The following is a 20,422-nucleotide window of genomic DNA, read 5'->3' on the forward strand; positions in this document are numbered from 1 at the left end:
GGTCGATTCGTCAGTCTGCAAGCAAGCGTTCGATACACAAACCAACAGGAGACAGCGATGCCAGCGATGCGATGGAACAACTGGAAGGGGTTTGCCGCAGCAGCGGTGATCACGGCGGCGGCGCAGGCCGCCACGGCGGCCGTGCCGCTGCCGGCACTGGGCGCCAACCCGGCGGAGGTGAGCGTGTCCGGCTTGTCGGCCGGCGGCTTCATGGCGGTGCAGCTGCACGTGGCCTACTCGGCCACCTTCAAGCGCGGCGCGGGGGTGGTCGCTGGCGGTCCGTACTACTGCGCCGAAGGCTCGGTGGTCAATGCCACCGGGCGCTGCATGACGCACAGCACCAGCATCCCGGTGTCGACGCTCGTGAGCACCACCAACAGCTGGGCCGCCAGCGGTGCGATCGACCCGGTGTCGAACCTCACGAACTCCAAGGTCTACCTGTTCTCGGGCACTTCGGACAACACCGTCAAGCAGCCGGTGATGGACGACCTGAAGACGTACTACCAGAGCTTCGTGCCGGCCGCCAACACGGTCTACAAGAACAACCTCGGCGCCGGCCACGCGATGGTCACCGACGATTACGGCGGCGCCTGCAGCACCACGGCCGCGCCGTACATCAACAACTGCGGCTTCGACCTCGCGGGCGAGATCCTCACGCAGCTGTACGGTCCGCTGAACCCGCGCAACAACGGCGCGCTGGGCGGCACTTTCACGGAGTTCAACCAGTCGGAGTTCGTCTCCGGCCACGGCGTGGCCGCCACCGGCTGGCTCTACGTGCCGCAAGCCTGCACCACCACCTCGTGCCGCGTGCACCTGGTGCTGCACGGCTGCAAGCAGAACTACACCGACGTGAGCGACCAGTACGTCAAGAAGACGGGCTACAACCGCTGGGCCGACACCAACAACATCATCCTGATCTACCCGCAGACCAGCACCGCGGCCACCAACAGCTGCTGGGACTGGTGGGGCTACGACAGCGCCAACTACGCCAAGAAGTCGGGCCCGCAGATGGCCGCCATGAAGGCCATGATCGACCGCGTCACCGGTTCGGCCGGCGGCGGCGGGCTGCCGGCGCCCACCGGCGTGGGCACCTCGGGCGCGACCAGCAGCAGCATGGTGATCGGCTGGGCCGGCGTGTCGGGCGCATCGGGCTACAACGTGTACCGCGGCGGCAGCAAGGTCAACGCCTCGCCGGTGGCCGGCACCAGCTACACCGACACCGGCCTGGCCGCGTCGAGTACCTACAGCTGGACCGTGGCCGCGCTGAACGCGAGCAACGTCGAAGGCGCGATGTCGGCGGCCGCCACGGGCGCGACCACGGCGGGCCCGGGCGGCGGGGGCACGTGCTACACCGCGAGCAACTACACGCACACCATGGCCGGGCGCGCCTATGCGCTGTGGGGCCTGACCTATGCCAACGGCTCGGGCCAGTCGATGGGCCTGTGGAACATCTACGCCATGACCACGCTGAAGCAGACGGGCACCAACTACTACGTGATCGGCACCTGTTGAGGCCGTTCACCCTGCACTGATTTTTCGATTCGCAAGGACCTTTCCACAATGCTTGAGACCCGGGATCTGACCATCCGCTTCGGAGGGCACGTGGCCGTCAACAGCGTGAGCTGCGCATTCGCGCCAGGCACGCTGACGGCCATCGTCGGCCCCAACGGCGCGGGCAAGACCACTTACTTCAACCTGATCTCCGGGCAGCTCAAGGCCACGGCCGGCACGGTGTCGCTCGACGGGCAACCGTTGTCGCACCTGTCGCCGTCGGCACGCACGCACGCCGGGCTGGGGCGCGCGTTCCAGCTCACCAACCTGTTCCCGAACCTCACGGTGCTGGAGAACGTGCGGCTCGCCGTGCAGGCCACGCGCGCCGGCGCCCACCGCCACGGGCTCAACCTGTGGAGCATCTGGAGCGACCACAAGGCGCTGACCGAGCGCGCCGAGCAGATCCTGGCCGACGTGGCGCTCGAGCCGCGCGCCCACGCCACGGTGGCCAGCCTGCCGCACGGCGACCAGCGCAAGCTCGAGGTGGCGCTGCTGATGGCGCTCGAACCCAAGGTCTTCATGTTCGACGAGCCCACGGCCGGCATGCATGCGGCCGAGGCGCCCGTCATCCTCGACCTGATCCGCAAGCTCAAGCAGGACAAGACCAAGACCATCCTGCTGGTCGAACACAAGATGGACGTGGTGCGCGAACTCGCGGACCGCATCATCGTGCTGCACAACGGCACGCTCGTGGCAGACGGCGAACCGGCCGAGGTGATCGCCTCGCCGGTCGTGCAGGAGGCCTACCTGGGCATCGCGAAGGAGGCCGCATGAGCACCGAAAATTTGCTGACCCTCGAAGGCGTGCAGACGCACATCGGGGCGTACCACATCCTGCACGGCGTCGATCTGGCCGTGCCCAAGGGCCAACTCACCATGCTGCTGGGCCGCAACGGCGCGGGCAAGACCACCACGCTGCGCACCATCATGGGCCTGTGGCATGCGTCGCAGGGCAGGGTGCAGTTCGCCGGCAAGGACATCACGGCCCTGCACACGCCGCAGATCGCCGAGCTCGGCGTGGCCTACGTGCCCGAGAACATGGGCATCTTCTCCGACCTCACGGTGAAGGAGAACATGGTGCTGGCCGCGCGCGGCGCCAAGAACGCCGACGCCATCGACGACACGCGGCTGAAGTGGATCTTCAAGCTCTTCCCCGCGGTCGAGAAATTCTGGAACCACCCGGCCGGCAAGCTGTCGGGCGGACAGAAGCAGATGCTGGCCGTGTCGCGCGCCATCGTCGAGCCGCGCCAGCTGCTCATCATCGACGAGCCCAGCAAGGGCCTGGCGCCCGTGATGATCAACAACATGATCGAGGCCTTCGGCGAGCTCAAACGAAGCGGCGTGACGATCCTCTTGGTCGAACAGAACATCCACTTCGCCCAGCGCCTGGGCGACACCGTCGCGGTGATGGACAACGGCCGCGTGGTGCACAGCGGCTCGATGGCCGCGTTCTCTGCCGATGCGCAACTGCAGCAATCGCTGCTCGGACTCGCCCTATGAAACTCGACTTCGACTGGAAGCCTCTGCTTCTTGCCCCCATCCTCGCGCTCGTGGCGCTGCCGCTCACGGGCTCGGTCTCGACCTGGCTCACGCTCACGGTGGCGGGGCTGGCGATGGGCATGATCATCTTCATCATCGCCTCGGGCCTCACGCTGGTGTTCGGCCTGATGGACGTGCTGAACTTCGGCCACGGCGTGTTCATTGCGCTGGGCGCCTTCGTGGCCAGCAGCGTGCTCGGCCTCATGGGCGACTGGACCGGCTCGGGCGAGCTGTGGCGCAACCTCGTGGCGGTGTTCCCGGCCATGCTTGCCGCGATGGCGGTGGCCGGCGCCATCGGCCTGGCCTTCGAGCGCTTCATCGTGCGGCCGGTGTACGGCCAGCACCTGAAGCAGATCCTCATCACGATGGGCGGCATGATCATCGGCGAGGAGCTCATCAAGGTGATCTGGGGCCCGGCGCAGATTCCGCTGCCGCTGCCCGAGGCGCTGCGCGGCTCGCTGCTGATCGGCGACGCCGCCATCAGCAAGTACCGCCTGCTCGCGGTGGCCGTGGGCGTGGTGGTGTTCGGCGTGCTGGCCTGGACGCTGGGCCGCACCAAGATCGGCCTCTTGATCCGCGCCGGCGTGCAGGACCGCGAGATGGTCGAGTCGCTGGGCTACCGCATCGGGCGCCTGTTCGTGGGCGTGTTCGTGGTGGGCAGCGCGCTGGCCGGCCTGGGCGGCGTGATGTGGGGCCTGTTCCAGCAGAACCTGGTGCCGCAGATGGGCGCGCAGGTCAACGTGCTGATCTTCATCGTGATCATCATCGGCGGGCTGGGCTCGACCGGCGGGGCGCTGCTCGGCGCGCTGCTGGTGGGACTCATGACGAACTACATCGGCTTCCTGCTGCCCACGCTCACGCAGTTCGCGAGCATCTTCCTCATGGTGGCCGTGCTGCTGTGGCGCCCGCAGGGCGTGTACCCCGTGGCGAACCGTTGAGGAGAAAGCCGTCATGTTCCTGAAACGACTTCTCTCCAACGACATGCCGCGCAGCCGCCTGCTGGCACTGCTGCTGCTGGCCCTGTTCCTGGCGCTGGCCTTTGCGCCGTTCCTGTTCCCGGGCGTCAAGGCGCTCAGCGTCGCGGCCAAGATCCTGGTGTTCGTGGTGCTGGTCGCGAGCTTCGACCTGCTGCTGGGCTACACCGGCATCGTGAGCTTCGCGCACACGATGTTCTTCGGCATCGGTGCCTACGGCATCGCCATCTCGGCCTCGCGGCTCGGGCCCAACTGGGGCGCGGTGCTGGTGGGGCTGGGCGCGTCGCTCGCGATCTCGCTGGTGCTTTCGCTGGCCATCGGTCTGTTCTCGCTGCGGGTGCGGGCGATCTTCTTCGCGATGATCACGCTGGCCGTGGCCTCGGCGTTCCAGACGCTCGCCTCGCAGCTGTCGGACTTCACCGGCGGCGAGGACGGCCTGACCTTCAAGCTGCCCGAGCTGATCTCGCCGAGCTTCGAGTTCGCCGAAGAGCCCTTCCTCGGCGTCTCGCTCGACGGGCGTCTGCTGTGCTACTACCTGCTGTTCGTGGCGGCGGTGGTGCTGGTGCTGGCGATGCTGCGCATCGTGAACTCGCCCTTCGGGCGCGTACTGCAGGCCATCCGCGAGAACGAGTTCCGCGCCGAGGCCATCGGCTACCGCGTGGTGGTGTACCGCACCACGGCGGCCGTGCTGTCGGCGCTGTTCGCCACGCTGGCCGGCGCGATGCTCGCCATCTGGCTGCGCTACAACGGCCCCGACACCTCGCTGAGCTTCGAGATCATGATCGACGTGCTGCTGATCGTGGTGATCGGCGGCATGGGCACGATCTACGGCGCGGCCATCGGCGCGGTGCTGTTCGTGGTGGCGCAGAGCTACCTGCAGGACCTGCTGCGCCTGGGCAACGAGGCCGCCAGCGGCCTGCCGTGGCTCGCGGCGCTGCTGTCGCCCGACCGCTGGCTGCTGTGGCTGGGCGTGCTGTTCGTGCTCTCGGTGTACTACTTCCCCACGGGCATCGTCGGCAAGCTGAGGGCGAGGGCGGCGAAATGAGCGACGGCAAGAACAACAGCACCATGACGCCGACATCGCACTACGCACAACTCGCAGGCCGCGAAATCCACTGGCTTGATTGGGGCCCCGCCAACGCCCCCGTCGTCATCGCCTGGCACGGCCTGGCGCGCACCAGCCGCGACATGGACGAGCTGGCGCAGCACTTCGCGGCGCGAGGCTTTCGCGTGATCTGCCCCGACACCCTGGGGCGCGGCCTGAGCCAGTGGAGCCCGTCGCCCGACGAGGAATACACGCTCGCGTTCTACGCAAGGCTGGCCAATGCGTTGTGCGACGAGCTGCGGCTGGGCCGCGTGCACTGGGTGGGCACCTCGATGGGCGGCGCGATCGGCACGGTCTGCGCGTCGGGCCTGTTCGAGCCGCGCATGAAGGCGCGCATCGCCAGCCTCACGCTCAACGACAACGCGCCGCAGCTCGCGCAGGCCGCCATCGAGCGCATCCGCGCCTATGCCGGCGATCCGCCGGCCTTCGCCACGGTGGCCGAGCTGGAGGCTTTTTTCCGCACGGTCTACAAGCCCTACGGCTGGCTCAGCGACGCGCAGTGGCGCCGGCTGACCGAAAGCTCCACGCGCCGCCTGGCCGACGGCCGCGTCACGCCGCATTACGACCCAGCGATGGTCAAGCAGTTCAGCGCGCACGACAACGACTACCTGATCTGGCCGCACTACGACGTGATCGAGGCGCCGGTGCTGTGCCTGCGCGGCGCCGAGTCCGACCTGGTGCTGCCCGAGGTGATCGAGGAGATGCACCGGCGCGGGCCGGGCGCGGCCGGACGCCTGCAGGTGATCGAGGTGCCGGGCTGCGGCCATGCGCCCGCGCTCAACGTGCCGGAACAACTGGACCCGATCGAGGGGTTTATCCGCGCGGCCGGTCGTTGAAGGCACGGCGCGCTCACAATCGCGCCGACTTCAACTCCAAGATCACCTCGCCATGGCCCTCTCGATGTACGACCTGTCCGTGCCGGTTTTCACCCGCGGACTCGGGTAACTCACCCATCTGCTCGACAAGGGCCTCGCGCATGCGAAGGCCCAGGGCATCGACCCGGCGACGCTGGTCGAGGCGCGGCTGGCGCCCGACATGCTCACGCTGGCCGGCCAGATCCAGCGCGCGAGCGATGCTTCCAAGCTGGGCACGGCGCGCATCGCGGGCATCACGGCCCCGAGCTTTCCCGACGAGGAAAAGACCTGGGACGACCTGCTGGCGCGCATCGCGAAGACGCAGGATTTCCTGGCCGGCGTGGACCGCGCGCTCATCGACGGCCACGAAGAACGCCCCGTGACCATCAAGGCACGCGAAGGCGAGGCGCACTTCACGGCGCAGCGCTACCTGCTGCAGTTCGCGCTGCCGAACTTCTTCTTTCACGTGACCACCGCCTACGACGTGCTGCGCCACAAGGGCGTGCCCATCGGCAAGCTGGACTACCTCGGCCGCTTCTGAGTCCGTTCAGGCGCGGCGTGCCGCCAGCGCGTACATCAGCGGAATGCGCGGCATGCCTTCGGGCGGGGCCATGCGCCGTCCGCCGAGTTCGCGCATGCCTTCGAAGGGCTTCCAGCCGTTGGTGTACGGGTACTCCTCGAAGCGCTCGATGGCCAGGCCCGCCTGTGCGAGCGCGGTCGTCACCTGGCCCACGCCCCAGGTGAACTCGAAGCTCGGATGCGGGTTGCGAAAGGCCTGCACGCCGGGCATCGGCCGGTCGTCGGGCACGAGGCCGTCGCCCGATTCGGCCACGTAGTCGCCCACGCCTTCCTCGGGCACGGGCGCGTCGTTGAAGTAGTCGTAGTGGAACTTCCACTGCGGGTCGAACACCAGCGCGAACGGGTGGAACTCGACGATCACGAAGCGACCGCCGGGTTTCAGCAACTGCGCCACGCCGCGGGCCCACGCGCCGAGGTCGGACAGCCAGCACAGCGTGCCGTACGAACAGAACACGAGGTCGTGGCGCTCGCCGCGCGCGGCGGCAGCCTCGAAGTAGTCGTAGACGTCCGCGCGCTCGAAGCGCGCCGCAACGCCCGACTCGGCCGAGAGGCGGGTGGCGAAGTCGATGGCCTCGTCGGAGATGTCGACGCCGGTCACGCGGGCGCCGCGCCGCGCGATGCTGAGGCTGTCCTGGCCCGCGTTGCACTGCAGGTGCAGCACCGACAGGCCGTCCACGTCGCCGAGCAGGGCGCTTTCCTCGGGGAACAACGTCGAGCCGCCCGCGCGGAAGAAGGCGGCCTGGTCGCCCTTGTGGCTGTTGTGCGCCACCGTGGCGGCGTTCCACGACTGGCGGTTGGCTTCGTGCAGGTCTTTCTTCATGGCGTGGTAGTGTCGGGTCGGGTGGGCCAGCCCGCCAGGTGGCGTTCGGCGATGCCCGTGAGCGCGGTGATCCACGCCGGGCTGTCGTTGAGGCAGGGGATGTAGCCGAAGCGCTCGCCGCCCGCGTGCAGGAAGGCTTCGCGGCCTTCCATGGCGATCTCTTCGAGCGTCTCGAGGCAGTCGGCCGGAAAGCCCGGGCAGACCACGTCGACGTGCTTCACGCCGCGCGCGCCGAGTTCGCGCAGGGTGGGCTCGGTGTAGGGCTCGAGCCACTTGGCGCGGCCGAAGCGCGACTGGAAGGTCGTGCGGTACTGCGTGGACGCCAGGCCCAGCCGTGCCGCGAGCAGGCGGGCGGTCTCGAGGCACTGCGCCTCGTAGGGATCGCCCAGCGCGATGTTGCGCGCGGGAATGCCGTGGAAGCTCATCACCAGCAGTTCGCCGCGGCCTTCGGTCTTCCAGTGCTTCTCGATGCCTTGCGCGAGCGCCTCGATGTAGGCCGGGTCGTCGTGGTACTGGTTGACGAAGCGGAACTCGGGCACGTGGCGCTGGCGGCGGCTCCAGGCGTTCACGGCGTCGATCACGCTGGCCGTGGTGGTGGCCGAGTACTGCGGGTAGGCCTGCAGCACCAGCACGCGCGTGGCGCCCTCGGCCTGCAGCGCATCGAGCCGCGAGGCGATCGACGGGTTGGCGTAGCGCATCGCGTCGCGCACCGTCACGCGGTGGCCGCGTTCGCCGAGCCAGCCGGCCAGCAGGGTGGCCTGCTTCTGCGTCCAGACCTTGAGCGGCGAGCCCTCGGGCAGCCAGATGCTGGCGTACTTCGCGGCCGACTTCGCGGGCCGCGTGCGCAGGATGATGCCGTGCAGGATCAGCGCCCACAGCGCCCTGGGAATCTCGACCACGCGCGGGTCGCCCAGGAAGTCGGCGAGGTAGGGGCGCACCGCGGCGGCGGTGGGCGCATCGGGCGAACCCAGGTTGCACCAGAGCACGGCGGTGCGGTCGTTCTTGCTGTTCTGACTGTCTTGGGGGGCGAGAGGCATGCGATATTCTCGGGCATGACTTCCGCTTCCCCGGCGCCCGGCGGCGCCACGCCGCTCGACATCTCGCGCATCTCGGCGATCACGCTCGACCTGGACGACACCCTGTGGCCGATCTGGCCGACCATCGAGCGTGCCGAGCGCGTGCTGCACGAATGGCTGCTGCGCGAGGCGCCCAAGACGGCCTCGCTGCTGCTCACGCCGGGCGTGCTGCGCGAGCTGCGCGAAGCCACCGCCAAGGAGCGCTCCGACCTCGCACACGACCTGAGCGCGCTGCGCCGCGAGTCGATCCGCACGGCGCTCGTGCGCGCGGGCGAAGACCCGGCGCTGGCCGACCCGGCCTTCGACGCCTTCTTCGAAGAGCGCCAGCGCGTCACCCTGTACGACGACGCGCTGCCAGCGCTCAAGTGGCTCAGCGAGCGCTACCCGCTGGTGGCGGTGTCGAACGGCAACGCCGACCTCCACAAGACCGGCGTCGGCCGGTGGTTCCGCACCGCTTTCAATGCGCGCGCCTTCGGCAGCGGCAAGCCGCACGCGCCGATCTTCCGCGCTGCGGCGGCCTCGGTCGGGCTGCTGCCCAAAGACGTGCTGCACGTGGGCGACGACGCCGCGCTCGACGTGGTGGGCGCGCTCAACGCCGGCATGCAGGCCGCCTGGCTGGTGCGCGACGAGCGGCCGTGGGAGCACGGCGCGCGTCCGCAGCTGATCGTGCCCAACCTGCACGCGCTGTGCATCGCGCTGGGCGCCTGAAGGTCAGCGGAACACCGGGCGGAAGAAGCTGCGTTCGTAGCTGACGATGCAGCGCGTCTCTTCGGCGTAGCGGAAGGCGGCCTGGCAGTCGGCGTCCTGCATCGAGTCGGCCCGGTAGGTTTCGTACGCGGCCAGGCTCGGGAAGCTGAACATCGCCAGCGCCACGTTGTTGGCGCCTTCGGACGGCAGGAAGTAGCCGTGGTGCTGGCCGCCGAACTTCTCGACCAGCGGAATCCAGAGCTTGCCGTAGTGCTCGAATTCCTTGAGCTTGAAGGGATCGACGATGTAGCGCAGGTAGCAGGTGATCATGGGTGAGGAATGTCAGGGGACTATCGGCGCGGCCCGAGCGGCGCGCGGCTGCCCGGACTATAGTTTTGCGACGGCCCCCTTTCATTGCTTTCGCGCGAATTCCCTTCCATGCATCTCTCCACCTGGCTCCTCTTTTGCGGCGTGACCCTGGTCGTCGCCTTCACGCCCGGCCCGGCCGTGCTGCTCGCGGTCTCCAACGCCATCTCCGTCGGCCCGCGCCGCGCCATGATCAGTTCGCTGGGCAACGCCTGCGGACTCTTCCTGGTCTCGGCCGCCGCGATGGGCGGGCTGGGCGTGGTGCTCAACACCTCGGCCACGGCCTTCATGGTGCTGAAGGTGGCGGGCGCGGGCTACCTCGTGTACCTGGGCATCCGGCAGTGGCGCAGCCGCACGAGCGTGTTCGCCGAGCTGCAGCCTTCGGCCGCGCCGGCGCCTTCGCGTTCCGCGCGCCGGCTGTTCGGGCATGGCGTGACGGTGGCGCTGACCAACCCGAAGGGCATCCTGTTCTTCTCGGCGCTGTTCCCGCAGTTCCTCACGCACGACGCGCCGATCCTCACGCAGTTCGCCGTGCTCACCACGACCTTCGCGGCCGGCTCGGTGCTGGCGCATGGCTCGTACGTGCTGCTGGCGCGCCTGCTGAAGAAGCAGTTCGCGAACCCCAAGCGCGCGCAGCTGTTCAACCGCGTGTCGGGCGGCGCCTTCGTGCTGCTGGGGTTGAGCCTGCTGCGGCTGCGCAACAAGACGGCCTGAGAAGGCCTCCGACTTTCTTCAGTCGAGCCCGAAGCGCTCGCGCAGCGCCGCGCAGAAGTCGGCGGTGCCGCTGAGCGAGAGCGTGAGGGTGTCCAGGCGCGGGTTGTCTTCCCGCGTGCGCTGCACGTCGCAGTCCCACACCGCACCGTCGTCGAGCGCGCCGCGCCCACCGGGGAAGGTGGCCTCGGCCCAGGCCAGCACCTGCGCGATCTCGGCTTCCACCTCGGGCGTGCGCTCGGGCGGGGTCGAGGCCATGGCGTCGAAGGTGCCGTGGTCTTCGGTGTCTTCGCTGTAGTCGAAATCGAGGTAACGCAGGGTCGTGGTCATGGTCACGGCGTGGCAAGTGCGCGCGCGACGGCCAGTCCGTTGAGGACCGCGCCTTCGAGCGTGGCGGGATAAGGGCCTTCGGTGTAGTCGCCGCAGGCCTGCAGCCCCGGCGCGATGGCGGCCGGCGGGCGCGCCAGGCCGGGCGTGCAGGCGAAGGTGGCGCGTTTTTCGACCACGGTCTGGATCGGCGTGAGCCCCGGTTGTCCGAGCTGCGCGCCGGCTTGCGCGAGCACCTGTTTCTCGAGCGTCTCGCGGGGCGTTTCGTTGGCGCTCACGACGAAGGCGAGCACGCCTTCTGGTCCACCGAGTTGGCCGCGGTCGAACACGAACTGGGCCGGCGCGCTGCCCGGCTGGCTGCGCAGCGCGAGCATCGGCTCGGCCAGCGGTGCGGCGCCGCGCACGTAGACCGTGGCGATCGCCTCGAAGCGCAGCGATTCGGTGACGTTGCACCAGCGCGAAGCGGCCGGCAGGCCGGTGGCACGCACAAGGCGCGCGGCGTCCCAGGGCGCGCAGGCCAGCACGGCCTGGTCGAAGAGCTCGTCATCGACGCGCCACCGGTCGCCCTCGGGCGCGATGGCGCGCACGCGGTGGCCGATGTGCGCGATGGCGCCGTGCCGGGCGAGCCACGCGAGCGCGGCATCGGGCAGCAGGGCGCCGAGGTCCACGCGCGGCAGCAGCAGGTCGGCACCGCCGCGCCCGCTGAACAGCGCGTCGTGCAGCACGCGCAGGAACACCTGGCCGCTCGATTGCGGCACGGGCGTGTTGAGCGCCGAGACGCACAGCGGCTCGATGAGTTCGTGCATCACGCGCGGCGTGAGGCCGGCGCACAGCGTGGCGACGCTGGTGCCGGGCGCGCAGCGAAAGCCCGCGAGGCGCCAGCGCACGGCGGTGGCCAGCAGCGCGGCCTTGTCGCGCCAGGTCCAGCCGCGCGCGGTGAAGATGCCGATGAGCAGGTCGAGCGGCGGCGGCCGGCCCGCGGGCAGCTGCAGCCCGCCGCCGTCGGCAAAGCGCAGCGACAGCGGCAGGCGCTGCAGGGCGGTTTCCACATCCACCCCCACGTCGCGCATGAGCGCCAGCGTGGCGGTGTAGGCGCCGATCAGGATGTGCTGGCCGTTGTCCAGCGCCATGCCGTGCATGTGATCGACCCGCCGCGCCCGCCCGCCGGCCATCGGCGCGGCTTCGAACAGGGTGACGGCGTGCCCGAGCCGCGTGGCCTCGACGGCGCAGGCCAGGCCGGCCCAGCCGGCGCCGATGACGGCGAGCCTCATGGGCACGAAGGGTGGGGCGTCATATCCGGCCCAGCGCCTGGACTTTCCAGGCGAGCCACAGCTTGCGCACGGGCGTCAGGCTGATGCGCTGGTTCAACACCTGGAAGTCGTCGCGCTCGATCTCGCGCAGCAGCGTGCGGTAGATGCTGGCCATCATCAGGCCGGGCTTCTGCGTGCGGCGGTCGGCCAGCGGCAGCAGGGCCAGCGCCTCGTCGTAGGCGGCGTGGGCGCGCTGGGCCTGGAACTTCATGAGCGCGACAAAACGGTCGGAGTGCACGCGGTTCAGGATCTCGTGCGCCTTCACGTCGAACTGCTGCAGCTCGTTGACGGGCAGGTAGATGCGACCGCGCAGCGCGTCTTCGCCGACGTCGCGCAGGATGTTGGTCAGCTGCAGCGCCAGGCCGAGCTTGTGGGCGTAGGCGGTGGTCTGCGGATCGGTCTGGCCGAAGATGCGCGCCGCCACCTCGCCGACCACGCCGGCCACCAGATGGCAGTAGCGCGCGAGGCCGGGGAAGTCGAGGTAGCGGGTCTGGTCCAGGTCCATCTGGCAACCGTCGATCACCTCGTTGAGCTGGCGCGCCTCGATGCCGTAGGTGGCGGCATGCGGCATGAGCGCCTGCATGACCGGATGGCGCGGCGTGCCGGCAAAAGCCTGGGCGACCTCGGTGCGCCACCAGGCGAGCTTGGTGGCAGCCACGCCGGGGTCGGAGACCTCGTCGACCACGTCGTCGACCTCGCGGCAGAAGGCATAAAAAGCCGTGATCGCGGCGCGCCGCGGCTTGGGCAGGAACAGGAAGGCGTAATAGAAACTGCTGCCCGAAGCGGCGGCCTTGTCTTGCACGTATTGCTCGGGATTCATCGGGGAGGCGCTGCTTTCATGGGCCGTGATTGTCTCCGCATCCGCCATGCCTTCCAGAGCAGCACGGGCGCGTCGGCCTTGCCGACGGTGGGGCGCTGCGTGAAGGTGTCGAAGCCCAGGTCCTCGATCTTGTCGAGGATGCGCAGGCCGCCCTGCACGACCAGGCGCAGCTCCCAGCCCACGCGGCCCGGCAGGCGGTGCACGAGCGGGGCGCCCTCGGTCATGAGCTCGCGCGCCCAGAAGGCCACCACTGCTATCAGATTGATAGCTTCCTGCGGCGGCGGCGCGGAAGACAGGGGCGCGAAGACCTTGAAATGCTCCGAGGTGAGGCCGCGCCGCGCGCAGTCGGTGCGCGGAAAATAGAAGCGCCCGCGCGGCAGGTCGACGCTCGGGTCCTGCCAGAAGTTGATGAGCTGCAGTGCGCTGCAGATGGCGTCGCTCTGGGCCAGCGCCTGCGCATCGGTCACGCCGTACAGGTGCAGCAGCAGCCGGCCGACCGGGTTGGCGGAGCGGCGGCAGTAGTCGAGCAGCTCGGCGCGGTCGGCGTAGGTGCCGCGGTCGCGGGTCTTCTCGATGTCCTGCATGAAGGCGCTGAGCAGGTCGGCGAGCAGGTCTTCGGGCAGGCGGTACTCGGTGATGGCCCAGGCCAGCGGACCGAACACGTGGGGCCAGCGCGAGTCGGGCAGCGCTTCGCCGCGCGCGGCGGCGGCCAGTTCCTCGCGGTAGGCGCGCAGCTCGGCCAGGCGCGCATCGGGCGAGGCGTCGCCTTCGTCGGCGATGTCGTCGGCGGTGCGGGCAAAGTGGTAGATCGCGGCGATCGGCGGGCGCAGGTGCGGCGGGCACAGCCACGAGGCCACGGGGAAGTTTTCGTAATGGGCCGGCGCGGCGGCATGACCAGGATTGGCAGGAGGAGTGGCGGACACGCCACGATTGTCGGCGACGTCATGTCCGGGCACTATGCTGGCGGCGTCGCCACTTTCCATCTCTCTTTCGCCCATGACGATGAAAGCAACTGCCGCGGCTTCCGGGACTGCGCTTCCCGCTTCGGGCGACACCGCACATCCGGCCGGGCCGGGGCTGATGATCGCGGCGCTGGGCGTCGTCTTCGGCGACATCGGCACTTCGCCGCTGTACGCCTTCAAGGAGACGATGAACCCCGAGCACGGCGTGCCGTTCTCGCCCGACGCGGTGCTGGGCCTGCTCTCGCTGATCTTCTGGGGCCTGATGTTCGTGGTGACGCTCAAGTACGTGGTGTTCGTGCTGCGCGCCGACCACGACGGCGAAGGCGGCATCCTGGCGCTGCAGGCGCTGGCGCGCAACGCCGTTTCCGGCCCGAAGACCCGGCCCTGGGTGTGGCGCGGGATCGGGGTCCTGGGCCTGGTGGGTGCGGCCATGTTCTACGGCGACAGCCTCATCACGCCGGCCATCTCGGTGCTGTCGGCGGTCGAGGGCCTGGAGGTGCAGGCGCCGGTGCTGCAACGGGTGGTGATCCCGATCACGCTGGCGATCCTCGTCGGGCTGTTCATGGTGCAGAAGAAGGGCACCGGCGTGGTCGGCAAGATCTTCGGGCCGGTGATGCTGCTGTGGTTCCTGGTGCTGGGCGTGGCGGGGCTGTGGCAGGTGCTGCAGCAGCCGCAGGTGCTGGCGGCGCTCGACCCGCGCCGGGCGGTGGGCTTTCTGGTCGAGCACCGGGCGCAGTCGCTGGCCGTGCTGGGCGCGGTGTTCCTGGCGTTCACGGGAGGCGAGGCGCTGTATGCCGACATGGGGCACTTCGGCGCCAGGCCGATCCGTCTCGCGTGGCTCTTCATCGCGCTGCCGGGGCTGGTGCTCAACTACTTCGGACAGGGCGCGCTGGTGCTGGCGAACCCGGCGTCCATCGACAACCCGTTCTTCCGGCTCTTTCCCTCGTGGGGCGTGCTGCCGATGGTGGTGCTCGCGGCCATGGCCACGGTGATCGCGTCGCAGGCGGTGATCTCGGGCGCCTTCTCGCTCACCGCGCAGGCGATGCGCATGGGCTACCTGCCGCGCATGCGCGTGGTGCAGACCTCGGGCACGGCCATCGGGCAGATCTACGTGCCAGCCGTCAACTGGTTGCTGATGGTCGGCGTGCTGCTGCTGGTGCTGGGCTTCCGCAGTTCGGGCGCGCTGTCGGCGGCGTACGGCATCGCGGTGTCGATCACGATGGTGACGACCACATTGCTGGCCGGCATCGTGGCCTGGGGCCTGTGGCGCTGGAACAAGGTGGCGGTGGCGGTCGGCGTGGCGGCCTTCGCGGCGGTCGACCTGACCTTCGTGGTGTCCAACAGCCTGAAGGTGGCCGAGGGCGGCTGGCTCACGCTGGCGGTGGCGGCCGGGGTGATGGTGCTGTTCACCACCTGGGCCAAGGGCCGGCGCCTGGGCCTGGAGGCGGCGGCGGCCGACAGCCTGCCGCTGCGCCCCTTCGTCGATTCGCTGGCGCTGAACATGCCGCACCGGGTGAGCGGCACGGCCGTGTTCCTGAATCCCGACGCCACGGCGGTGCCCCACGCGCTGCTGCACAACCTCAAGCACAACCAGGTGCTGCACGAGCAGGTGATCGTGCTGCGCGTGCTCTCGTGCGACACGCCGCGCGTGGACGCGCGCCTGCGCATCGAGGCCGAGCAGCTGATGGACGGCATCTGGGTGGTCACGGCGCGCCACGGCTTCATGGAGCGGGCCGACGTGCCCGAGTTCATCCGCATCCTGGCCTACCAGAAGACCCTGGCCATCGACTCGATGAAGACCTCGTACTTCGTCTCCCGCGCCTCGGTGGGCGAGGAGAACCTGCCGGGCATGAACCCGGTGCGACGGGTGCTGTTCGGCTGGCTGCAGCGAAACGCGGGCCGGGCATCCGATTACTTCGAGCTTCCTGATAACCGGCTGGTAGAGATGGGGCAGAGAACTTAGCGCAAACAGGGTCAACTGACCGGCGGGTCATTGACACTGTTTAACGTTTACCCTAGATTACTAACCGGTGGGTCATTAATGGCCCGGTTCCTCTCTTCTTGGGTGTCTCATGACCGCCTCCGCCGCCTCACTCCGTGCCCGCAGCGCCGCCTGGCTGCTGCTTCCCGCCATCTTTCTGGCCGGCTGTTCGCCGAAACCGCCCGCCCAGGAGCCCGTGAGGGCGGTCAAGTTCGTGACCGTCGGCACCAGCGACTACGACGCCCAGCCCGAGTTCTCGGCCGAGGTGCGGGCCCGGGTCGAATCGCGCCTGGGCTTCCGGGTGGCGGGCAAGATCATCCGCCGCCAAGCCGAGCTCGGCCAGCACGTGCAGGCCGGCCAGGTGCTGGCGCAGCTCGATCCGCAGGACTACCGGCTGGCCGCCGAGGCCGCCCGTGCCCAGCAGGCCGCCGCGCTGACCAACCGCGACCTCGCGGCCGCCGACCTGAAGCGCTACACCGAACTGCGATCGCAGAACTTCATCAGCGGCGCCGAACTGGAACGCCGCGAAACCACCTGGAAGGCCGCCCAGGCCCAGCTCGAACAGGCGCAGGCGCAACTGGCCTCGCAAGGCAACCAGGCCAGCTACACGACGCTGGTGGCCGACGTGGCGGGCGTCATCACGGCCATCGAGGCCGAACCGGGCCAGGTGGTGCAGGCCGGCACGCCGGTCGTGCGCATCGCCCAGGACGGCGCGCGCGACGTGGTGTTCGCGGTGCCTGAAGACCGCGCCGCGCTGATCAAGCCCGGCTCGCCGGTCGCGGTGCGCGGCTGGTCCGGCGGCGAGGTGCTGCAGGGCCAGGTGCGCGAGGTGGCGGCCAGTGCCGACGCGGTCACGCGCACCTATTCGGTCAAGGTGTCGATCGACGCCGCGACTTCGCCGGCGCTCGGCGCCACGGTCTACGCCAGGCCGCAGGCCCTGGCCCGCACCGACGTCGCGGTGATCAAGCTGCCGACCAGCGCACTGCGCCAGGAAGGCAAGGGCTCGGCGGTCTGGGTGCTCGACAAGGACAGCATGACCGTGCGCTCGCAGCCGGTGCAGGTGGTCACGGCCGACGGCAATGAAGCCGTGATCGGTTCGGGCCTGGCGACCGGGATGATGGTCGTGGCCGCGGGCGTGCACGTGCTGTCGCCGGGGCAGAAGGTCACCATCTACCAGTCGAAGGAGGCCATGGCGGCCGCCGCCAATGGCCAGCAACAGGCGCAGGCGAAGCAGCAGGCGGTCGAGGCCGTGGCCGCGACGAAGAAGGAGATCGCAACGGGTGCCGCCAAATGACGGAAGGCCCAGCGACCCCCGCGACAACCCCGGCGCCTGAGTCTGAGTACAAGTCGCCCGGCTTCAATCTTTCCAAATGGGCGTTGGACCACGCGCCCCTCACGCGCTACCTGATGGTGGTGCTGATGGTGCTGGGCGCCTTCGCGTACTTCCAGCTCGGCCAGGACGAAGACCCGCCGTTCACCTTCCGTGCCATGGTGGTGCGCACCTACTGGCCCGGCGCCACCGCGCAGCAGGTGGCCGAGCAGGTCACCGACAAGCTGGAGCGCACGCTGCAGGAAGCGCCGTACGCCGACAAGATCCGCAGCTATTCGAAGCCGGGCGAGTCGCAGATCATTTTCCAGATCAAGGACTCGTCGAAGGCCGCCGAGGTGGCCAACGTCTGGTACACGGTGCGCAAGAAGATCGGCGACATGCGCGGCACCTTGCCCGCGGGTGTGCAGGGGCCGTTCTTCAATGACGATTTCGGCGACGTCTACGGCGTGATCTACGCGCTGGAAAGCGAAGGCTTCAGCTACGCCGAGCTCAAGACGCTGGCCGACGACGTGCGCCAGCAGCTGCTGCGCGTGAAGGACGTGGCCAAGGTCGACCAGTTCGGCGTGCAGGACGAGAAGGTTTTCATCGAGATCTCGCAGAAGCGCCTGGCCCAGCTGGGGCTCGACTTCAACGCCGTGCTGGCGCAGCTCGGCTCGCAGAACGCGGTCGAAAGCGCCGGCACGATCCAGTCGCCGCTGGACGTGGTGCAGGTGCGCGTGGGCGGCCAGTTCACCAGCGTCGAGCAACTGCGCGAGATGCCGATCCGCGGCAGCTCGGGCAACCAGATCAAGCTCGGCGACATCGCCGAGATCCGCCGCGGCTACGTCGATCCGCCGGCCGTCAAGGTGCACCACCAGGGCAAGGAAGTGATCGCGCTGGGGGTGTCGATGGCCAAGGGCGGCGACATCATCGCGCTGGGCAAGGCCCTCAAGGCCACCACCGCCACCATCGACCAGCGCCTGCCGGCCGGCGTGAAGCTGGCGCAGGTGCAGGACCAGCCGGTGTCGGTGGCCAGCTCGGTCAACGAATTCGTCGGCGTGCTCATCGAGGCCGTGGCCATCGTGCTGGCCGTGAGCATCATCGCGCTCGGCCTGCACAAGGGCGGGCGCTTCGGCTGGTACATCGACATGCGCCCGGGCCTGGTGGTGGCCATCACCATTCCGCTGGTGCTGGCCGTGACCTTCCTGGCCATGAACTACTTCGGTATCGGGCTGCACAAGATATCGCTGGGGTCGCTCATCATCGCGCTCGGCCTGCTGGTGGACGACGCGATCATTGCCGTGGAGATGATGGTGCGGAAGATGGAGGAGGGCTACGACAAGGTCCGCGCCGCCACCTTCGCCTACGACGTCACGGCCAAGCCGATGCTCACGGGCACGCTCATCACGGCGGCGGGCTTCCTGCCGATCGGCATCGCCAAGTCGGTGACGGGCGAGTACACCTTCGCGATCTTCGCGGTGACGGTGATTGCGCTGGTGCTGTCGTGGATCGTGTCGGTGTACTTCGTGCCGTACCTGGGCACGCTGCTGCTCAAGGTGAAGCCGCACGACCCCGATGCGCCGCCGCACGAGCTGTTCGACACGCCGTTCTACAACAGCTTCCGCCGCGCCGTGAACTGGTGCGTGCAGCACCGCTGGCTGACCATCGGCGCCACCGTGCTGATCTTCGCGCTGGGCATCGTCGGCATGGGCAAGGTGCAGCAGCAGTTCTTCCCCGATTCGAGCCGGCCCGAGATCATGGTGGACATCTGGTTCCCCGAAGGCACCTCGTTCGCCGCCAACGAAGAAGTGGCCAAGCGCGTCGAACAGCGCGTGATGAAGGAAGAGGGCGTGAAGACCGTCAGCACCTGGATCGGTTCCGGCGTGCCGCGCTTCTACCTGCCGCTGGACCAGGTCTTTCCGCAGACCAACGTGTCGCAGCTCATCGTGCTGGCCAAGGACCTGAAGGTGCGCGAAACGCTGCGTCTGCGCCTGCCCGCCTTGCTGGCCGAGGAGTTCCCCGAGGTGCGTGGCCGCGTGAAGCTGCTGCCCAACGGCCCGCCGGTGCCGTACCCGGTGCAGTTCCGCGTGATCGGCACCGAGCCCGCCCAGCTGCGCGCCCGCGCCGACGAGGTGAAGGCCGTGCTGCGCGAAAGCCCCAACATGCGCGGCGTGAACGACAACTGGAACGAGTCGGTCAAGGTGATCCGCCTCGAAATCGACCAGGCCAAGGCGCGTGCGCTCGGTGTGACCAGCCAGGCCATCGCCCAGGCTTCGCGCACCATGTTCAGCGGCACCACGGTCGGCCAGTACCGCGAGAACGACCTGCTGATCGACATCGTGCTGCGTCAGTCCGCCGACGAGCGCGAGGCGATTTCGGACATCGGCAACGCCTACATCCCGACGACCACGGGCCGTTCGATCCCGCTCACGCAGATCGCCCGTCCGGTGTTCACCTGGGAGCCCGGCGTGATGTGGCGCGAGAACCGCGACTACGCCATCACCGTCCAGGGCGACGTGGTGGAAGGCCTGCAGGGTGCCACCGTGACCGAGCAGCTGCTGCCGAAACTGCGTCAGCTCGAGGCCGGCTGGCATGCGGCCGGGCAGGGCGGCTACCGCATCGAGGTGGCGGGTGCCGTGGAAGAAAGCAGCAAGGGCTCGGCCTCGATCGTGGCGGGCGTGCCGATCATGCTGTTCCTGGTGTTCACGCTGCTGATGCTGCAGCTGCACAGCTTCAGCCGCTCGCTGCTGGTGTTCATCACCGGCCCGATGGGCATCGCTGGCGTGGCCGCCGCGCTGCTGCTGCTGAACCGGCCCTTCGGCTTCGTGGCGCTGCTCGGCGTGATCGCGCTGATGGGCATGATCCAGCGCAACGCCGTGATCCTGATCGACCAGATCGAGCTCGACCGCGCCGCCGGCGTGCCGGCCTGGGACGCGATCGTCGAGTCGGCCGTGCGGCGCCTGCGCCCCATCGTGCTGACCGCCGCGGCGGCGGTGCTGGCGATGATCCCGCTGTCGCGCAGCGTGTTCTGGGGCCCGATGGCCGTGGCCATCATGGGCGGGCTGATCGTGGCCACCGTGCTGACGCTGCTGGCGCTGCCGGCCATGTATGCCGCGGCCTTCCGCATCAAGCGGGAGCCGCAAACCGCTGCCGCCTGAAAAGGCGCTTTTCAGGGGCCGTTTTCGCGCGGCCCGTATCCCTTGCGCGAGAGTGGGTGAAATCCCCCAAAGGGGGAAGCCGGAAGGCCCCCATTCTTGCGTTTAAAATGCGCGGTTGACCGATTTCAGGCGGACGGTCTTGGGCCAGCGGTTTTTCCGCAGCGCCGAGGCCGTCCGCCTTTGCATTCACCTGAAATTTGGCATCGCGCGGGTGGCGAAATTGGTAGACGCACCAGGTTTAGGTCCTGACGTTCGCAAGAACGTGCCGGTTCGAGTCCGGCCCCGCGCACCAGC

General features: G+C 69.0%; 19 protein-coding genes and 1 tRNA gene. 13 read left to right on the forward strand and 7 right to left on the reverse strand.

The features are described 5' to 3' along the window. Window positions 1–57 precede the first annotated feature (57 nt). The 7 genes from AC07Y4_RS06355 (at window position 58) to AC07Y4_RS06385 (ending at window position 6,563) form a co-directional block, all read left to right on the forward strand. Window positions 58–1,512, forward strand: coding sequence for an extracellular catalytic domain type 2 short-chain-length polyhydroxyalkanoate depolymerase (locus AC07Y4_RS06355; protein ID WP_487847101.1), 1,455 nt, complete (start codon window positions 58–60; stop codon window positions 1,510–1,512). Between the two features lie 48 nt (window positions 1,513–1,560). Continuing rightward, window positions 1,561–2,325: an ABC transporter ATP-binding protein gene (locus tag AC07Y4_RS06360; RefSeq protein WP_062475886.1), complete on the forward strand. Its 765-nt coding sequence runs from the start codon at window positions 1,561–1,563 to the stop codon at window positions 2,323–2,325. Continuing rightward, window positions 2,322–3,050, forward strand: a complete 729-nt coding sequence (locus AC07Y4_RS06365; protein ID WP_159277159.1) for an ABC transporter ATP-binding protein — start codon at window positions 2,322–2,324, stop codon at window positions 3,048–3,050. The genes AC07Y4_RS06360 and AC07Y4_RS06365 overlap by 4 nt, the downstream gene beginning before the upstream one ends. Continuing rightward, the gene (locus AC07Y4_RS06370; RefSeq protein WP_062475880.1) at window positions 3,047–4,027 is read left to right on the forward strand and encodes a branched-chain amino acid ABC transporter permease; all 981 of its coding nucleotides are present in this window, start codon (window positions 3,047–3,049) and stop codon (window positions 4,025–4,027) included. The genes AC07Y4_RS06365 and AC07Y4_RS06370 overlap by 4 nt, the downstream gene beginning before the upstream one ends. 13 nt (window positions 4,028–4,040) lie before the next feature. Continuing rightward, complete coding sequence (locus AC07Y4_RS06375; protein ID WP_062475876.1) at window positions 4,041–5,108, forward strand: branched-chain amino acid ABC transporter permease; 1,068 nt, start codon at window positions 4,041–4,043, stop codon at window positions 5,106–5,108. A 23-nt stretch (window positions 5,109–5,131) separates the two neighbouring features. Beyond that, window positions 5,132–6,004 carry an alpha/beta fold hydrolase gene (locus AC07Y4_RS06380; protein WP_095747584.1) on the forward strand — a complete coding sequence of 291 codons (873 nt, stop codon included), beginning with the start codon at window positions 5,132–5,134 and terminating at the stop codon, window positions 6,002–6,004. Window positions 6,005–6,122: 118 nt separating this feature from the next. Continuing rightward, the gene (locus tag AC07Y4_RS06385) at window positions 6,123–6,563 is read left to right on the forward strand and encodes a DUF1993 domain-containing protein (protein WP_487847340.1); all 441 of its coding nucleotides are present in this window, start codon (window positions 6,123–6,125) and stop codon (window positions 6,561–6,563) included. A 6-nt stretch (window positions 6,564–6,569) separates the two neighbouring features. On the opposite strand, the gene AC07Y4_RS06390 is transcribed toward AC07Y4_RS06385, so the two are convergent. Together AC07Y4_RS06390 and hemH are read right to left on the reverse strand one after the other, a co-directional pair. Further along, a complete protein-coding gene (locus tag AC07Y4_RS06390; protein WP_487847100.1) occupies window positions 6,570–7,421 on the reverse strand; it encodes a class I SAM-dependent methyltransferase in 852 nt (283 codons plus the stop codon). After that, a complete protein-coding gene (gene hemH, locus AC07Y4_RS06395; RefSeq protein ID WP_487847099.1) occupies window positions 7,418–8,458 on the reverse strand; it encodes a ferrochelatase in 1,041 nt (346 codons plus the stop codon). The genes AC07Y4_RS06390 and hemH overlap by 4 nt, the downstream gene beginning before the upstream one ends. Before the next feature lie 15 nt (window positions 8,459–8,473). Between hemH and AC07Y4_RS06400 the strand changes: the two genes are divergently transcribed. After that, window positions 8,474–9,205, forward strand: a complete 732-nt coding sequence (locus AC07Y4_RS06400) for an HAD family hydrolase (RefSeq protein ID WP_447743727.1) — start codon at window positions 8,474–8,476, stop codon at window positions 9,203–9,205. Window positions 9,206–9,208: 3 nt separating this feature from the next. Here the strand turns inward: AC07Y4_RS06400 and AC07Y4_RS06405 are convergent, their stop codons facing one another. Beyond that, a complete protein-coding gene (locus tag AC07Y4_RS06405) occupies window positions 9,209–9,514 on the reverse strand; it encodes an NIPSNAP family protein (RefSeq protein WP_062475864.1) in 306 nt (101 codons plus the stop codon). Between the two features lie 108 nt (window positions 9,515–9,622). Between AC07Y4_RS06405 and AC07Y4_RS06410 the strand changes: the two genes are divergently transcribed. Beyond that, on the forward strand, window positions 9,623–10,264 hold the full coding sequence (locus tag AC07Y4_RS06410; RefSeq protein WP_062475861.1) for a LysE family translocator: 642 nt from the start codon (window positions 9,623–9,625) through the stop codon (window positions 10,262–10,264). An 18-nt stretch (window positions 10,265–10,282) separates the two neighbouring features. Here AC07Y4_RS06410 and AC07Y4_RS06415 read toward each other — a convergent pair whose 3' ends face one another. Genes AC07Y4_RS06415 through hpnC form a run of 4 tightly spaced genes read right to left on the reverse strand, consistent with a single transcriptional unit; the run spans window position 10,283 to window position 13,641 of the window. Beyond that, window positions 10,283–10,591, reverse strand: coding sequence for a hypothetical protein (locus AC07Y4_RS06415; RefSeq protein ID WP_487847098.1), 309 nt, complete (start codon window positions 10,589–10,591; stop codon window positions 10,283–10,285). 2 nt (window positions 10,592–10,593) lie between these two features. Further along, window positions 10,594–11,859: a hydroxysqualene dehydroxylase HpnE gene (gene hpnE, locus AC07Y4_RS06420; protein ID WP_487847097.1), complete on the reverse strand. Its 1,266-nt coding sequence runs from the start codon at window positions 11,857–11,859 to the stop codon at window positions 10,594–10,596. 19 nt (window positions 11,860–11,878) lie between these two features. Then, window positions 11,879–12,718, reverse strand: coding sequence for a presqualene diphosphate synthase HpnD (gene hpnD, locus AC07Y4_RS06425; protein WP_070060460.1), 840 nt, complete (start codon window positions 12,716–12,718; stop codon window positions 11,879–11,881). After that, window positions 12,715–13,641, reverse strand: coding sequence for a squalene synthase HpnC (gene hpnC / locus AC07Y4_RS06430; protein ID WP_487847096.1), 927 nt, complete (start codon window positions 13,639–13,641; stop codon window positions 12,715–12,717). The genes hpnD and hpnC overlap by 4 nt, the downstream gene beginning before the upstream one ends. A gap of 157 nt (window positions 13,642–13,798) precedes the next feature. On the opposite strand from hpnC, the gene AC07Y4_RS06435 reads away from it, so the two are divergent. From AC07Y4_RS06435 to AC07Y4_RS06450, 4 genes are all read left to right on the forward strand, one after another. Continuing rightward, complete coding sequence (locus AC07Y4_RS06435; protein WP_487847339.1) at window positions 13,799–15,643, forward strand: potassium transporter Kup; 1,845 nt, start codon at window positions 13,799–13,801, stop codon at window positions 15,641–15,643. 109 nt (window positions 15,644–15,752) lie between these two features. Further along, a complete protein-coding gene (locus AC07Y4_RS06440) occupies window positions 15,753–16,955 on the forward strand; it encodes an efflux RND transporter periplasmic adaptor subunit (RefSeq protein ID WP_487847095.1) in 1,203 nt (400 codons plus the stop codon). Then, complete coding sequence (locus AC07Y4_RS06445) at window positions 16,952–20,128, forward strand: efflux RND transporter permease subunit (protein ID WP_487847094.1); 3,177 nt, start codon at window positions 16,952–16,954, stop codon at window positions 20,126–20,128. The genes AC07Y4_RS06440 and AC07Y4_RS06445 overlap by 4 nt, the downstream gene beginning before the upstream one ends. A gap of 205 nt (window positions 20,129–20,333) precedes the next feature. Continuing rightward, window positions 20,334–20,420 (forward strand) — tRNA-Leu (locus AC07Y4_RS06450). The last annotated feature ends 2 nt before the right edge of the window (window positions 20,421–20,422 follow it).

It is taken from the genome of Variovorax sp. GW460-12-1-14-LB1, assembly GCF_059423605.1.

Excerpts from the sequence above, each read along its gene's own strand:
- hemH (WP_487847099.1), bottom strand. The coding sequence starts at position 8,458 with ATGCCTCTCGCCCCCCAAGACAGTCAGAACAGCAAGAACGACCGCACC.
- AC07Y4_RS06440 (WP_487847095.1), top strand. The coding sequence starts at position 15,753 with ATGACCGCCTCCGCCGCCTCACTCCGTGCCCGCAGCGCCGCCTGGCTG.
- AC07Y4_RS06380 (WP_095747584.1), top strand. The coding sequence starts at position 5,132 with ATGACGCCGACATCGCACTACGCACAACTCGCAGGCCGCGAAATCCAC.
- hpnD (WP_070060460.1), bottom strand. The coding sequence starts at position 12,718 with ATGAATCCCGAGCAATACGTGCAAGACAAGGCCGCCGCTTCGGGCAGC.
- AC07Y4_RS06410 (WP_062475861.1), top strand. The coding sequence starts at position 9,623 with ATGCATCTCTCCACCTGGCTCCTCTTTTGCGGCGTGACCCTGGTCGTC.
- AC07Y4_RS06390 (WP_487847100.1), bottom strand. The coding sequence starts at position 7,421 with ATGAAGAAAGACCTGCACGAAGCCAACCGCCAGTCGTGGAACGCCGCC.
- AC07Y4_RS06445 (WP_487847094.1), top strand. The coding sequence starts at position 16,952 with ATGACGGAAGGCCCAGCGACCCCCGCGACAACCCCGGCGCCTGAGTCT.
- AC07Y4_RS06365 (WP_159277159.1), top strand. The coding sequence starts at position 2,322 with ATGAGCACCGAAAATTTGCTGACCCTCGAAGGCGTGCAGACGCACATC.
- AC07Y4_RS06435 (WP_487847339.1), top strand. The coding sequence starts at position 13,799 with ATGATCGCGGCGCTGGGCGTCGTCTTCGGCGACATCGGCACTTCGCCG.
- AC07Y4_RS06400 (WP_447743727.1), top strand. The coding sequence starts at position 8,474 with ATGACTTCCGCTTCCCCGGCGCCCGGCGGCGCCACGCCGCTCGACATC.
- AC07Y4_RS06370 (WP_062475880.1), top strand. The coding sequence starts at position 3,047 with ATGAAACTCGACTTCGACTGGAAGCCTCTGCTTCTTGCCCCCATCCTC.
- AC07Y4_RS06355 (WP_487847101.1), top strand. The coding sequence starts at position 58 with ATGCCAGCGATGCGATGGAACAACTGGAAGGGGTTTGCCGCAGCAGCG.
- AC07Y4_RS06375 (WP_062475876.1), top strand. The coding sequence starts at position 4,041 with ATGTTCCTGAAACGACTTCTCTCCAACGACATGCCGCGCAGCCGCCTG.
- AC07Y4_RS06360 (WP_062475886.1), top strand. The coding sequence starts at position 1,561 with ATGCTTGAGACCCGGGATCTGACCATCCGCTTCGGAGGGCACGTGGCC.
- AC07Y4_RS06405 (WP_062475864.1), bottom strand. The coding sequence starts at position 9,514 with ATGATCACCTGCTACCTGCGCTACATCGTCGATCCCTTCAAGCTCAAG.
- hpnE (WP_487847097.1), bottom strand. The coding sequence starts at position 11,859 with ATGAGGCTCGCCGTCATCGGCGCCGGCTGGGCCGGCCTGGCCTGCGCC.
- AC07Y4_RS06415 (WP_487847098.1), bottom strand. The coding sequence starts at position 10,591 with ATGACCACGACCCTGCGTTACCTCGATTTCGACTACAGCGAAGACACC.